This window comes from Micromonospora yangpuensis, assembly GCF_900091615.1.
GTDB lineage: Bacteria > Actinomycetota > Actinomycetes > Mycobacteriales > Micromonosporaceae > Micromonospora > Micromonospora yangpuensis.
This window is the reverse complement of sequence record NZ_FMIA01000002.1, coordinates 1,455,802-1,470,587: the sequence shown is the minus strand read 5'-3', so window position 1 is coordinate 1,470,587 and position 14,786 is coordinate 1,455,802. Positions and strand designations below refer to the sequence as shown.

9 protein-coding genes are annotated in these 14,786 nt (G+C 74.0%); 1 reads left to right on the top strand and 8 read right to left on the bottom strand.

The features are described from left to right. Positions 1-14: 14 nt before the first annotated feature. The 6 genes from GA0070617_RS06900 to GA0070617_RS06875 form a co-directional block, all read right to left on the bottom strand. Positions 15-1,109, bottom strand: a complete 1,095-nt coding sequence (locus GA0070617_RS06900; RefSeq protein WP_091435021.1) for a hypothetical protein — start codon at positions 1,107-1,109, stop codon at positions 15-17. Further along, on the bottom strand, positions 1,102-1,674 hold the full coding sequence (locus GA0070617_RS06895; RefSeq protein ID WP_091435019.1) for a SigE family RNA polymerase sigma factor: 573 nt from the start codon (positions 1,672-1,674) through the stop codon (positions 1,102-1,104). Before GA0070617_RS06895 ends, GA0070617_RS06900 begins: the two co-directional genes overlap by 8 nt. 31 nt (positions 1,675-1,705) lie before the next feature. Next, the gene (locus GA0070617_RS06890) at positions 1,706-2,815 is read right to left on the bottom strand and encodes an endo alpha-1,4 polygalactosaminidase (RefSeq protein ID WP_091435017.1); all 1,110 of its coding nucleotides are present in this window, start codon (positions 2,813-2,815) and stop codon (positions 1,706-1,708) included. A 104-nt stretch (positions 2,816-2,919) separates the two neighbouring features. Further along, complete coding sequence (locus GA0070617_RS06885) at positions 2,920-7,140, bottom strand: AAA domain-containing protein (RefSeq protein ID WP_091435015.1); 4,221 nt, start codon at positions 7,138-7,140, stop codon at positions 2,920-2,922. Between the two features lie 262 nt (positions 7,141-7,402). Further along, positions 7,403-7,813, bottom strand: a complete 411-nt coding sequence (yidD, locus tag GA0070617_RS31015) for a membrane protein insertion efficiency factor YidD (RefSeq protein ID WP_373868294.1) — start codon at positions 7,811-7,813, stop codon at positions 7,403-7,405. Positions 7,814-7,878: 65 nt separating this feature from the next. Continuing rightward, on the bottom strand, positions 7,879-9,021 hold the full coding sequence (locus tag GA0070617_RS06875) for a hypothetical protein (RefSeq protein WP_091435011.1): 1,143 nt from the start codon (positions 9,019-9,021) through the stop codon (positions 7,879-7,881). A 150-nt stretch (positions 9,022-9,171) separates the two neighbouring features. On the opposite strand from GA0070617_RS06875, the gene GA0070617_RS06870 reads away from it, so the two are divergent. After that, positions 9,172-10,725 carry a gluconokinase gene (locus GA0070617_RS06870; protein WP_229688123.1) on the top strand — a complete coding sequence of 518 codons (1,554 nt, stop codon included), beginning with the start codon at positions 9,172-9,174 and terminating at the stop codon, positions 10,723-10,725. Positions 10,726-10,736: 11 nt separating this feature from the next. Here GA0070617_RS06870 and GA0070617_RS06865 read toward each other — a convergent pair whose 3' ends face one another. Both GA0070617_RS06865 and GA0070617_RS06860 read right to left on the bottom strand, forming a co-directional pair. Beyond that, positions 10,737-12,989, bottom strand: a complete 2,253-nt coding sequence (locus GA0070617_RS06865; protein ID WP_175440456.1) for a putative bifunctional diguanylate cyclase/phosphodiesterase — start codon at positions 12,987-12,989, stop codon at positions 10,737-10,739. A 194-nt stretch (positions 12,990-13,183) separates the two neighbouring features. Further along, the gene (locus GA0070617_RS06860) at positions 13,184-14,659 is read right to left on the bottom strand and encodes a hypothetical protein (RefSeq protein WP_091435005.1); all 1,476 of its coding nucleotides are present in this window, start codon (positions 14,657-14,659) and stop codon (positions 13,184-13,186) included. Positions 14,660-14,786 lie beyond the last annotated feature (127 nt).

Below are 14,786 nucleotides of genomic sequence, written 5' to 3'. Positions count from 1 at the left end.
CGCCTGGCCATGGCTCACTCCGGGTCGGAGCGGTCCAGGATGCGTACCCCGGTGGCGTAGCGCAGCAGGTCGGCGTCGCTGATGGTGAGGCCGTTGCCGACGGTGATCTCCAGGGTGGCCTGCCAGTTGGTGACGTCGACCGCGAGGGTGGCCCGGCCGTCCCGGCGGGTGAGCACCGCGTCGTCGCCGTTCACCCGCTGGTTGACGCCGGTGAGCGGGCGACGCTCCCGCAGCACGGTGCTCAGCCCGTCGGTGCCCGGTGCCGAGCCCGGGGCGCGGAAGGTCATCCGGGACCTGGTCACGGTGTCGGTGACCAGGCCGGCGGGGCTGCGGGCCAGCTCGAACGGCGGCAGTACGGCGATCGACGCGGCCGACAGCGACTCGGCGAGCGCCACCACCTCGGCCGGGGTGTACGTGTCGTCGGTGGCCAGCTGGATCCACCGGTTCGACGACTCCCGCCAGTAGAGGGTGAGCTGCTTGGCGGGGCGTACGTCGACGGTGCGCAGGGTGCCGGCCTGGCCGCGTACCCGGATCTCCTGCTCGGAGGCGGCGGAGCCGGCGGGGAAGGTGGGTCGGCGGGCCGAGACGGTGACCGTGACGTCGGCCTCGTGCCAGTCGGTGGTCTCGAAGAAGCCGACCAGGTCGCCGTCGGACATCGAGGCCACCGGGGTCCGCCGGTGCGCGGCGGCGGGCAGCGTGTACGGGAACCTCGGGGCGGACCAGCCGTCGGTGAGGGTGACCGCGCGGGTGGCCGGGACGGTGCCGCGCGCAGGGGTCGAGCCGGTGGCCGACGGCGCGGGTGTGGTGCGCTCCGGTCGCGCGCTGGTCGTGGCCGGCGGCGGGGTCGGGGTGGGGGTGACCGGTGGGGCGGTGACCGGTGGTACGACGTCCAGCGGCGGTCCGACCGGGTCGGGGCCGGTGGTGAGCACCGACAGCGCCGGGAGGCCGACGGCCAGCACGGCCGCGGCGGCGGTCAGCCGGGTGGCGATCCGGCGGCGGTGGTACCGGCGGGAGCGTCGGTGCACCGTGTCCAGCAGGCCGGCGTCGGTGGGCGCGCGGTCGTCGGCCCCGCGCAGCGTCTCGGCGAGCAGGCGGTCCAGCTCATCCATCGCCGCTCACCCCCGCCTCGCCGAGTATGGTGCGCATCCGGGCGAGCGCGCGGGACGCCTGGGACCGGACCGTCGACTCGCCGCAGCCCAGCAGCGTGGCGATCTCGTCGTCGGGCAGGTCGCAGTAGAAGCGGAGGACGAGCACGGCCCGCTGCGAGCGGGGCAACCCGGCCAGCAGCTGCCACATGTGGGCGCGGGCCAGCACCCGGTGCTGGGGCTCGTCGGGACCGACCGGCTCAGGCACCTCGGCGAGGACGGCCTCCCGGGAGGCCCGCCGCCGACGCCAGGACAGGAACTGCCGCACGATCGCCGCACGCACGTACGCCTCGGGGTGGTGCATCGCGGTGACCTTGTCCCAGCGCCGGTGCATCCGGGCCAGCACCTCCTGGACGATGTCCTCGGCCAGGTGCGCGTCTCCGCAGAGGACGTAGGCGAAGCGCAGCAGCGCCCGTCCGCGCCCCTGCACGAACTCGTCGAAGTCCGCCGGCTGACCGGTGTGGACAGCGCCGACCTCACGGGTGGCGGCACGCCGGAGATCTCCGGGCCCGGGGCGGGCACCGGAGATCTCGGCGGCGTCGCGGAACAGGGACAGTGGCTCAGCAGGCCTTCCGGACGTACGACCGCGAGCCCGGGGTGGTGACGTCGAGATCGCGCAGCACGACCGAGAGCGTACTGCCGTGTGAGCGGCACGCCTTGGTGTAGCCGCTCTCGGTGTACTCGATGACGATCACGTGGTTGCCGTACGTGGCGGTGTAGGCGTCGCACTCGTTCCAGGTGGCGCACTCCTCGGCGACGGCGAAGTCGAAGCCGGCCTTACGGGCGTCGGCGGTGCTCAGCTCGGCGAGGTTCTTCTGGGCCACGGCGAGGCCCTTGCTGTGGGCGTACGCGCTCAGCGACGCCGCGTACGACACGGCCTGCGCCCGGGTCAGCAGACCCTTGGAGCGGGTGTACGAGTCGAGGTTGTCCGGCTCGATGGCCTTGAACCCCTTGCTGGCGCACGTGTCGATCCAATCGCCGACGATCCGGGTGAGCGCGGTGCGCTTGGCCTCGGTGGAGAAGTCCAGCATCAGCTCGTCCCAGTCCTCGTCGACCACCAGGTTGCCGTTGGCGTCGCGCAGCAACAGGTTCGGGTGGTTGGTCTTCCACCACGACTCGGCGCCGGGCTGGGCCTGGAAGGCGTTGACGTAGCAGATGTTGTAGATCCCGGCGGCCGGGCTGGCCTCGCTGTCCCGGCTGACCACAGTGACCCCGCTCGGCGGCGCGTACGCCCCGCCGATCTGGTAGTCGAAGTTGGCGTTGGCCGGCGGCGGCGCCCAGGCGGCGGTCGTACCCGCTCCCTTACGGACCGGGGCGGAGGTCCGCGGCGGGGCGGTGGCCGGGGCGGCCGGTTTCGGCGCGGCCGACGAGGGCGCGACCGTGGTGGCCGGGGTCGTGGCGGTGGGCGTCGCGGTCGTCGCCGGTGCCGGCGCGGCCGAGGCCGGCGAGTCGGTCGGGGTCGTGCTCTGCGTCGCCCCCGGGGCCGGTGCGGCGGTGCTGCCGGCCGCCTCGGTCGGCGTGCTGGAGGTGGGTGCCGGCTGCTGCTGGCCGCGCCCCCACCAGTCCTGTCGGCCACTCGCGCCAGCGGCGCCGATGCCGACACCGAGGGCGATGGTGACGGCGGCCGTCACCGCCAGCCCGGCCCTGGTCCGCCTGCGGTTGAATCCCATCGAATGGTGCTCCTAGCGCGTGTGGGGACAACTCCTCCCCCTCAACGCGGTGGACCACCGTGGCTGCTGCCACCAAAATGGAACAACTTTGCGTTGTCGGACATTCACCCCGGGTGTGCGGCGGCGTCGACCACAGTCGACGCCGCGGAGCCCACCGCCGTGATGCCGAGTTCCTCGATGCGCTGCCACAGTGGCTCCAGGGCCGCATCCGGGTCCCGGCTGAAGACGCTGCCCCGGATCCGGACGAAGACGCAGTTGCCGACCCGCTCCAGCACCGCCTGCCGGCGCATGTCGCTCTCCCACTGGTCCGGGCCGTGGTACGCGTCGCCGTCACACTCGACAGCCAGCCGGCGGCCGTCCGGGGCGGGCAGCACGAAGTCGATCCGGTACCCGCCGATGCGGAACTGCGGCAACGGACGGTGGCCCCGGCGCAGCAGGCGGCGCAGCACCTCGCGTTCGAAGTCGCTGTCGCAGCGCTGTTCGAGCTGCCCGTAGCTCTCCTCCGCCCCGGTGGCCTGCTGGCAGTAGGTAAGCAGCAGACCCCGGGCGTCGTCGGCGCGCAGGTCGGCGGGCTGCACCGAGTGGAAGACCCAGAGCTGGTCGCGCGCCCGGGAGGCGGCCACGTTGACCCGCCGGTGGTGGTCGCGTTTGGTGAAGGCGGCGACCGGGCCGTTGTGCGCCGAGACCACCGTCGACACCAGCACGACGTCGCGTTCGTCGCCCTGGAAGGTGTACGGGTCACCGACGCGCAGCCGACGCCGCTCCATCTCCTCCTCGCCGACGGTCTCCCGGATCCGGGACAGCAGGTACAGCGCCTGTCCGCTGGTGCTGAGCAGGCTCACCACGCCGATGCTCCGGCCGGCGTACGCCGGGTCGGCGACGATCGCGGCCACCCGGGTGACCAGCGCCTCGGCCTCGGCGACGTTGACGTTGCCGTACGTCGGCAGGTCCTGGCGGATGCCCTCGGGGACGTACACGGCGGTGACCGGGTCGCCGATGCCGGCCGGCCGGTCGGTACGCAGCGGCTCGATCTCACCGCCGTAGTAGGTGTCGCTGGAGAAACCGATGATCGCCGGCACCGAGCGGAAGTGCTCGGTGAGCAGGATCCGCTCCGGCGAGCGGCGCACCGCGTGGTCGTAGAGACTGCTCTCCGGGTCGAAGTGCTCCGCCGAGGGCACGTCGGTCAGGTGCGCGTCGATCAGGTTGGTGACCGTACCGACGAAGGAGAGCTGCGGACCGATCTGCTGGTCGTCGCCGACCACCACGGCCCGCTCGGCGAGGCTGAGCACGGGCAGCGCGAAGAGGTCGGCCTGGGACGCCTCGTCGACGATCACCACGTCGAAGCGGGCCCCGCCGGCGAACTGCTCGATCGCCCGGTCGATCGACATCACCCAGACCGGTACGGCGTCCACGGCGGCCGTCATCGCCTTCTGCGCGTGTGCCTGCCACTGGGCGGCGTTGCGGCCGGTGCCCTTGCCGATCTTGCGTAGCGCGGTGGTCCAGTCGGCCAGCGCGGCCCGCCGCCGGTCGTCCAGGGCCAGCGACACCTCCAACCAGGCCGAGGCGACCACGAGTTCCCGGGTGAGCTGCCGGATCCGCTCCCGGCTGCGGTCGACCCGACGGCCCACGGCGACCGGATCCACGCTGCCCACCACGCTGTCGAACCAGCTCTGCGCCTGCCGCCACTGCCAGCGGCGCAGGCAGTCCGCGCCGGTGCCGGGCGGGATCGCGGAGCCGTCGTCGAGCTGTGCGGTCCACCCCGGAGCGACCGGGCGCAGCCGGTCGGTGAGCTGGGCGAAGCGCAGCGCCGCCGGGCGCAGCGCGGCGAGCCGGCGTACCTCGTCGACCAGGGTGTCCCAGCCGGCCAGGTCGGCCCGCTGGCGGCTCTGGTCGAGCAGCCGCCACAGCTCGCTGGCCTCGGGGTGCACCATGCCGGCCTGCAACAACGCGTCGAGCTGCCGTTCCTCGGAGACCAGCCGGTCGTGGACGAAGACGTCCGCGCACCTGTCGACCACGTCCTCCAGGGCCGCCAACCGATGTACGTCGACGGTGCGCTCCACCCGGGGCAGCAGCCGGCGCAGCTCGGCCAGCAGGGTGGGCCAGCGGCGGCGGTCCCAGTCCAGGGCGGTGGCCGCGGCGGTGAGCAGCTGCCCGCTCCAGCGCTCCGGCTGGTCGTCCAGGTCGGCCAGGTCGAGGGTCTGCCGCCACTCGTCCCAGCGGGTGGTCAGCTCCCGTTGCAGCCGGCGGCTGGTCACGTAGGCGACGACCATGTCCACGTCGTCGACGCCGCGCAGGACCTCGCCGTCGATCCGGCACTCGCCGGCGACCCGGGCCAGGGTGGCCTGGAAGACCTTGTGCACGCCCTTGCCGGCGGCGAAGCGTTGACGCAGCTCGCCGAGTTGCGCCAGGAGCCGGCGCGGCTCGGTCAGGTGGGCCTCGAAGACGGTCACCTGGTGCCCGGCGATGACCCGGGCGGCCTCGGCCAGCTCGGCCAGCACCCGCTCGCAGGCGTCGACGTGGTCCTCCCACCGGGCCCGCCAGTTGGGGTCGGCCTGCAGGAGGGTGGCCAGCCGGTCGGTCCAGGCGCCCTCCCGGTCGGCGAGCAGGGCCATCGCCTCCCGCAGCTGCCCGCCCAGCTCCGCCAGGCCGGCCCGGCCGAACTCCCGGACCTCCGGCAGGACCACCCCCGCGGCGGCGAGGTGGTCCAGCTCGGCGCGGACCTCGGCCAGCTCCTCGCGGTCGGCCAGCACCGTCGCCGCGTCCGGCAGCTCGGCCACCGTCGGCAGGTGCCGCACCGCCTGGGTCCGGTCGGCCCGCCGGGTACGCCGGGCGAGGTCGAGCAGGTCGGTGAACTCCTCGACGGTCAGCGGGGCGTCGAGGTCGGCCGGGACCGCGTCGGGCAGGTCGCCGTAGCGGTCGGCACGCTCGCGCAGCCAGGTGCCGACGTCGCTGGGGGAGAGCCGGATGCCGTCGATCTCGTACTGGGCGGACTCGTTCTCCGCCATGGTGCGCAGACCGGCGAGCGCCTGCCCGAGGTCCCGTTCGGCCTCCGCCAACTGTCGCCGCAGCCGGTCGACCCGCTGCTGCTCGGCGCGCCGGTCCAGGGTGGCCCCCCGGTCGGACAACTCCCGGGCGGCCAGCTGCAGCTGCACGAGCTGGTCGGTGGAGCGGCCGAGCACGGCCAGGCAGAGCGACTGGATCTCCGGCGGCAGACCGTCGCGCAGGACCCGCAACGGGTCCTCCTTCTGCGCCACCACCAGCACCCGCTTGCCGTGGGCCATCAGGTGGCAGATCAGGTTGCGGATGGTGTGCGTCTTGCCGGTGCCCGGCGGGCCCTGCACGGCGACGTTACGGTGCTCGGCGAGGCGACGGGCGATGGACTCCTGGGCCTCGTTGGTGGGCAGCGGCATCAGCAGCCGCTCCCCCAGCGGCTGCCAGCGCTCCGGCTGGTCCTGCGGCATCCGCAGCCGGCTCGGCTCGTGGGCCAGGATCGCGGCCAGCGCCCCGATGCTTGTGGTGTCGCCGGCCAGCAGCCGGGACCGCAGCTCCTCCAGGAACCGGCGCAGCATCCGCTGCCGGGGCCGCACGAAGAGCACCCCGGTGTCGTGCACGTGCGGCCCGGTCGGGGCCGGCGCGTCGATGTCGCGCACCACCGGATCGTGGCCGAGCCGACGCAACGCCCGCTCGAAGAACTCCCGCCGGTCGAGGTCGTTCCAGACGTCGAGGTCGAGCTGCCCACCGGCACCGGCCAGGGCCAGCAGCTGACCGAGGTACCGCTGGTCGAGGCCGGTCAACGGGTCGGTCTGCAGGCGGGCGGCCCCCTGCGGCACCACCCGGACCATCGACCGGTCGGCGTCGTACTCGATGGCCACCGGGGTCACCACCAGCGGGTACCGCACCTGGTGGCCGGCGACCTCGGTGCGCAGGATCCCGTGGCCCCAGACCAGCTCGTGACTGCCGGCGCTCATGTCGACCCGGTGCTTCAGGTCGAAGAGGCTACGGTGCAGCTCCCGCACCTGGTCGATGCGCTGGGCCTGCTCGTCCGGGTCGACGGGGGTGTCCTGGTCGGCTTCGCCGGCCGGGTGGGCGGGGGCGGCGGGCAGGCCGACCCGTAGCCAGCTCACCCCGTCGGGGTCCGCCCCGACCTCGCAGTCGACGTGCCCGGGCAGGCCGTGCTGCCAGTACGCATCGGCCGTCGGCACCGTCCGGGCCGGCTTCTCCTGCTGGGCGCGGACGGCCATCAGATAGTCGACCAGGGAGGTGACCCGGTCGAGGATCAGCGACGGCGACTCGGTGGCGGAGACCACGGTGGAGCGGGAGAGCATGGGACACCTTTGGCTGGCTGCGACGATGCAACGTGGGGATCAGCTAACCGACCATTGCGCCTCTTGATCCTCCCACCGATGATCCTCGAACCCTACCGGCCGCCTCCCACTGGCGGGAGACCCAGATGAGCAGTTCGGTAGCCGAGCGGGCCAAGGGCTGTGTGGTCGACGCCGAGCGCAGGTCACCCTTCGGACGCGGACAAGATACTGGCAGGAAAGTGCCCCTCCGAGGGCCGATTTCTTCCAAGATCCTCCAGGCCGGTCAAGGCGAGGGAGCCACCGGATCGTGGGTACCCGGCGGCACCGGATCATGGGTGCCGAGTGGCACCGGTGGACGGCAACGGCGCAGCCGGTCGGCCGCCATCCGGCCGCCCACCGCCAGGCCGTACCGCTCGACGGCGGTGAGGCCGTACCCGCTGCAGGTCGGGGTGAAGCGGCACCGGCCGGGCCAGCGGTGCGACAGCCAGCGCCGGTAGCCGCCGATCGCGGCCCGGCCGGCCCGGTCGACCAGGGGCGCCCGGGTGACCTGGGCGGTGGCCGCGCCGAGGGTGAGCAGGAAGGAGAAGAGTCCGAAGTCGCAGCAACCCGGGCCGTCGCAGTTCGGGCTGTCGCAGCTCGGGCCGGCACAGTCGCAGTAGTCCCGCTTGCGGTTGCGTTGGATCACGCCAGACATCATGGAACAGCCGCGCCACCCCGGCTCAGCTGCCCTTGAGCGGGCTCGGGACCTCGGCTACCGGCTCAGGAGTGCAGGGTACGGCGGACGCCCCGGTGCAGGTCGCAGGCGTCCGGTTGGCCGCCGGAGCGGCTGAACGAGCCGTCACGGCACTGCACCAGGTAGCCCCGGCCGTCCTGGAAGTCCTGGCCACAGGAGAACCAGTCGCAGAACTCGGTGGCGGGCGTCCAGATCTGCTGGCCGTCGCAGAAGTCGTACCCGAAGGGGTTGCGGGGTGCGCCGCAGAACCGGTCCCGGGGCGACGGGGTCGCGGTGCCGCCGCCGGTGGCCCGGCGGGGCTTCGGTGACCGGGTCCGGGTCGGCGAGGTGGCGGGCCGCGCCGTCGCCGCCACCGGCGCGGCGACCTCGCCGGTGGCGGCGACGGCAGCCTGGGTGCCGGTCGGGCCGGGTGGGTCGGAGTCGACAAGCACGGCGGGTATCAGCAGCAGTCCGGCCGCTGCCGCCGCCACGGTCCGCCGGCCGCCGGGTACCCGCGCGGTGAACTGGGCCTGCGCCGGGGTGACGATCTCGGGACGGAACGGGCGTACCTGGTCGTGTTCGGCGATCAGCTCGTCGAGCTGCGCGACGACGGCCGGACCCTGCTCGATCACGTCGGCGAAGGCCAGGGTCAGGGTGAGCCGGAACTCGGCGACGGTGGCCGGCGGCAGCAGCAGCCCGGAGGCCGGCCGCCGGTCCAGCACCTGGATCAGGGTCACCGGTGCCGCCGGGTCGTGCGCCAGGCCGCTGATCCGGCCGTACGCCCAGTCGCGGCGGCCCCGGCCGCCGAGCAGCACCAGCCGGTGGTTGGTGATCACGGCCAGGCCGGTGTCGAGCACCCGCAGGCCGTCGGGGCGGCGCGGGCGCGGCCGGGCGCCGGAGACCGGGACGGACAACTCCGGGGCCGGCAGCACCGCCGAGTGCCGGCTCTCGACCAGCTGCGCGGCCGGCGCCACCCAGTGCACCCGCTCGTCGCTGTCGAGTTCCAGCGGCAGGCCGGGTGCGGCCGTGGCGGCGGCCCGGAACCCGAGCGCCGCCGCGCGCATGCGCCGCAGCTCCTCGTCGCGCCGTCGCCAGGTCAGCTCGGCATCACGGTACGCCTGCCGCAACCGGTCGTTCTCCCGGTGCGCCCAGCGGTACCGCCAGGTACCCGTCGAATCAGTCCTCGCCATGCCGACTCCTCCGCCGTGCAGGCCACCAATCTGGGGTGTCGCCCTGGTCAACGAGTGGCAGACGGAGAGTTGTCAACCCGCAGGGGGTAAATCATCCGATCGAATGATAAATTCGCGCCGGACTCGGCGCGGGAGTCAGGGGGTGCGCGCGTGGGAGGCTCCGCAGCCGACCGACCGGTGGTGATCGGCGTCGACATCGGCACCACCAGCACCAAGGCGGTGGCCTACGACACCGACGGGCGGCAGCTCGGCAGCCACGCGGTCGGTTACCCGCTCGACGCGCCCCGGCCCGGTCACGCCGAACAGGACTTCGAGCTGATCCATGCCGCCGTGCTGGAGACCGTCCGGGTGGTCGTCGCCGGGCTGGCCCGGCCGGTCGCCGGGTTGTCGTTCAGCTCGGCGATGCACAGCCTGATCGGCCTCGACGTACACGGCGAACCGCTGACCCCCGTGCTCACCTGGGCCGACTCGCGCGCCAGCGGGCAGGCCGAACGGCTGCGCGCCGGGGCCAACGCGCTGGCCCTGCACCGCCGGACCGGCACCCCCGTGCACCCGATGGCCCCACTGCCCAAACTGGTCTGGTACGCCGAGCAGAAGATCCGGCTCTTCGAGCAGGTCGCGCACTGGGTGGGCAGCAAGGACCTGGTCCTGCGGCGGCTCTGCGGTGAGCTGGTCACCGACCACTCGCTGGCCTCCGGCACCGGGCTGTTCGACATCCACCGGCTGGCCTGGGACCCGGAGGCGCTGGGCATCGCCGGCATCACCGAGGCGCAGCTGCCCCGGCTGGTCCCCACCACCGGTGTGCTGCCCGGCCTCACCCCGGCGGCGGCCCGCGCCACCGGACTGCCGGCCGGCACCCCGGTGGTGGTCGGCGCCGGTGACGGCCCGCTGGCCAACCTGGGCCTCGGCGCGGTCCGCCCCGGCGTGCTGGCCTGCTCCATCGGCACCAGCGGCGCGTTGCGGGTGATGGTGGAGCAGCCCGCCGTCGACCCGCTCGGCGGGGTGTTCTGCTACGCGCTCACCGAACGACGCTGGGTGGTCGGCGGCGCGATCAACAACGGCGGCATCGTGCTCGGCTGGACCGGCGACGCGCTCGCCCCCGACCTGGGCGACCAGCCCGAGGAGGAGCTGCTGGCGCTGGCCGCCCGCGCCCCGGTCGGCTCCGGCGGGCTGATCATGCTGCCGTACCTGCTCAGTGAGCGGGCCCCGCACTGGAGCGCGCTGCCGCGCGGGGCGTACGTCGGGCTGACCCACGGCCACCGCCGGGAACACCTGATCCGGGCCGCGCTGGAGGGGGTCTGCCAGCAGCTGGCCCTGGTGCTGCGGTCGGTGCAGGCCGCCGGCAACGAGGTACGCGAGGTGCGGGCCAGCGGCGGTTTCGCCCGCAGCCCACTGTGGCGGCAGATGCTCGCCGACGCGCTCGGTCTGCCGGTGCGCTTCCCGGCCGGGCACGAGGGGTCCAGCTTCGGCGCGGCGCTGCTGGGGATGCAGGCGCTGGGCCTGATCCCCTCGGTCGACGTGGCGGCCGACCTGGTCCGCATCGACCAGACGGTCACCCCCGACCCGGCCGCCGCCGCCACCTACGCGGCGCTGCTGCCGCTACACGAGGAGCTGTACGAGGCGTTGCTGCCGACCTTCGGCGCGTTGCGGCGGCTCTCCCCCAACCTGCCACCGGAACCCCCACCGTCGGAGCCCCCGCAGTAGTCGCCACCCGGTCAGGCGGGCGAGCCGACGCCGGTACGGCCGCGCAGGTCGGGCAGTTCGCCGGGGCGGCCGTACCGGTAGCCCTGGCCGTGTGCGCAGCCGATCGCGGCGACCGCCGTGTGCTGCCGTTCGGTCTCCACCCCCTCGGCGACCACCGCCAGGTCGAACGCGCCGGCCAGCCGGGTGACCATCTCCACCGTCGCGTAGGCCCGGTCGTCCTCGCCGAGCCGGGTCACGAAGGACCTGTCGATCTTCAGCTCGGTGGCCGGGATCCGGTGCAGGTAGCTCAGCGACGAGTAACCGGTGCCGAAGTCGTCGATGGCGATCCGGATACCCAGCTCACGTAGCTGACGCAGCCGGTCCAGCACCACCTCGCTGCCCTCGATCAACGCCGACTCGGTCAGCTCCAGGGTGAGCGCGCCCGGGGCCAGGCCGGCGCGGGCGGTGGCGTCGGTGACCGTGGCGATCAGGTCGGAGCGGTGCAGGTGGGCGGCGGCGATGTTCACCGCCACGGTGGCCTGCGGGGCACGGCCCCGCCAGGCCGCGGCGGCCCGGCACGCCTCGTGGATGACCCACCTGTCGATCGGCAGGATCAGCCCGGTCTCCTCGGCCAACGGCAGGAACCTCGCCGGGGGCAGCATCCCCAGCCGGGGGTGCCGCCAGCGGACCAGCGCCTCGGCGCTGCCGACCGTGCCGGTGGCCAGGTCCACGATGGGCTGGAACTCCAGGCACAGCTGGTTCTCGTCGACCGCCCGGCGCAGCTCGGCGATCAGCTCCGCCCGGCTCACCGCCGACTCCCGCAACGTCGACGTGCAGGTCCGGTACGCGGACTTACCGGCCGCCTTGGCCGCGTACATGGCGATGTCAGCGTCGCGCAGCAGGTCGGTGTGCGAGGCGTGCTGCGGGCCGTACTCGGCGATGCCGATGCTCGCCGAGGGGTGCACGCCGGCCTCCTCCTCGCCGACCGAGGGACGCAGGGCCACCAGCAGCCGCTCGGCCAGCAGCTCCGGCGGGGTCGACCGGTCGCCGTCGAGCAGCACCGCGAACTCGTCGCCGCCGAGCCGGGCCACCGTGGCGTCGGCGTCCACGGCGGCCCGCATCCGGGCCGCGATGTTGGTGAGCAGGGTGTCACCGGCGGCATGGCCGAACCGGTCGTTCACCTGTTTGAAGCCGTCCAGGTCCAGCAGCAGGACGGCGACCGGGGACTCCCGACGCAGGGCCTGCCGCAGCCGCTTGTTGAACAGCAGCCGGTTGGGCAGGCCGGTGAGCTGGTCCCGGTAGGCCAACCGGCGCAGGCGACCGACCAACCGCAGGATCTCGTTGGCGGCCAACCCCTGGCGCAACGCCAGCGCGCCGAGCAGCGCCATCATGCCGTAGAAGATCACCTCGGGGGTCTGCCCGGTGCTCCGGCGGGACAGCACCACCGCGACGATCGCCCCGCCCACCGGCAGGTACGGCAGGGCCACCCGCCACCTGGCCGACAACGGGGGCTCGGTCGCCTCGTCGGCACCGTCGTCGTCGGGCGGTGGCGGATGGCGGGTGGCCGCGCCGATCAGCAGGTAACTCAACGGCCAGCAGAGATCGATCGGGTGCCCCGGCGCGTAGCTGCCCTGGGTGACGAGCCAGACGTAGAGCGCGTCGGCCATTCCCCGCACGGCCAGGCTCACCCCGATCCACGGCAACGGCCGCCACATCGGACGTCCCGGCCCGGCGACCGCGACCAGGATGGTCAACTGCATCAGGTCGAGCACCGGATAGGCCAGGCCGAGGATACGCAGTGGATAGGCGAGGTCCGCCTCGGCGATGTCCCCGTACACCACTATCCAACCGATCGGGATCAGGGCGAGCCCGACGATCACCCCGTCCAGCAACGTCCGGGCCCGGCCGAGCCCGGTGCGGGGAGCCGACCGCGGAAGGAAAAGCGCGGCGGTGCCGGTGACGATGCCGGCGGTGAAGATGGCGCCGATCAGCGGGGTGTGCGGCAGGGTGTCACCGATCAGCCGCTGCACCGTCCAGATCGACCGGCCGACACCTGACAGCACCATGGTGGCGGCCAGCAACCACCAGAACCGGCGCAGCGACGGCGGATGCCGGCGGGCCGCACCGAGGCAGGCCACCGCGGCCCAGCCGGCGACGACCACCGCGCCCAGGTCACTGGCCAGGGCCGCCTGCGGCAACCCGGCCACCAGCCAGCCCGCCTCGACGAGCAGGACCACCCCGGCCAACCACAGGCCCAGGCGAGCCGGGCGGTTCGGTGACGGCACCGGGAGACCCGGGCGGTTCGGTGACGGCACCGGCACGGATCCCGACCTCACGTCCAGGGGCAGCACAGCGGTCCGGCTCTCCCTCCTGCACACGGCGGGGACCGGTCACGGACAGCGAACGCGGTCAGCCTAGCCAGCTACCGGAGGTGCCGCCATCCCGCGATCCACATCGGACCGAGGCGGACTGTCGGAAACTACACCGGCGCCGGTGCGGCGGGCGGACCCCCGTGTGTCCAGGGGGTCTCCTCCGGCGCGGGAAACACCGGGGCGGGCAGGAACGCCTCGGACAGCGTGGTGTAGCAGAGCCGCTCCCCCACCACCGGCACGCTGCCGGCCGGCGCGGTCAACCCTCGGCCCATGCCACCGGAGAGTTCCAGCACCACCTCGGTCCGGGTGCCGTCGACCGGGGTCACGAAGACCACCCGGGCCTTCTGGCCGGGCCGGTCCGGGCAGGTCAGGGTCGCGCCGACCGGCACCAGCACCGGCTCGTCGGTGACCAGCTGGATCCGGGGACGCAGCACCGGCCGTTTTCCGCTGTCGTCCACCCGCTTCGGATCGGCCAGCCGTACCTCACCGGCGAACGCCTCGCCGGTCAGCCGGTACTCGGCCATCACCAGCGGATCGTCGTAGGCCCGCTGCACCGCGTACGAGGTCGCCGCCCGTTCCAGCCGGTGCAGTCGGGCGGCGGCGGCCACCGCCGAGTCCCGGCGCGGCTGCGGGCCACCCGAGTCGTCGAGGTGCTCGCAGAAGGCGGTGAACGCGTCCCGGTCACCGGCGAAACGCCCCGCCACCCGCGCGCCGGGCGACAACGACCGCAACAACCCCAGGCCACGCCAGGCCAGCTCCCAGGTCGGCGCGAGCTGCTCACGCAGCACCCCGACCAGCCGTTCGTACGCCGCCCGCCGCGCGTCCGGGTCGTCCTCGGCGTCGGCGTACGCGCTCATCGCCGGGGCGAGCACCCGGTTGTCGAACTCCGGATCGGTGGCCGGTCCGGCCGGCGGGCAGCGCGCCGGATCCTCGGCCCGGGCCGCCGCCGTGGGGCCGTCCGAGCCGGCCGGTGGGTCGAGCCAGCCGAGCAGCGCCGGCAGGTGCAGGTCCTCCACCGTCGACTGCCCGGTCGCCCAGTGCAGGGTCAACGCCTCGGTCAGCGCCACGGTCGCCGCCGAACCCGGATGCTCGGCCCGCTCGGCGAAGAAGGTCAGCCACTGCCCGAGCAGCGGCACCGACGGGTGCACCGGATAGTCCCCGTCGGTACGGCGGAACCGGGTGGCCCGGCCGAACAGCCGCAGGAACGTCACCCCGGCCGGGTTGGGGACCACCACCTGCGGGGCGTCGGTGTACCGGTGCCGCACGTCCCGGCCCCGGTCGACAGGTACCGCCTCGGTCGGGCCGCGGTGCTCGTCGATCCAGGGCAGCACGACCGAGGCCAGCTCGGCGGCGAAGGCGAACCGCTGGTCACGGTTGCGCGGCTGCGGCACGACCAGCAGCTTCGCCTCCTGTGGTGCCGCACCGACCAGGGCGGCCAGCGGGGCGTTCGCCTCACCCGCCAGCACCAGCGGCACCAGCACCAACGGGCGCTCGGCCAGGTGCAGGTGTCGTACCGTCGCCACCGGCTGGGCCCGCCCGGCGGCGAGCGCCTGGGCGCGGGCGAGCGCGCGCAGCGTACTCATGCGGGGTGGGGTGCGACGGCGTCACCCGGCGGCACGGGCGCGGCGGCGTCACCCGGCGGCACGGGCGCGGCGGCGCGGGGCGACTGGGGTGCGACGGTGTCGCCGGGCGACGGGGCCGGGAGGGTGT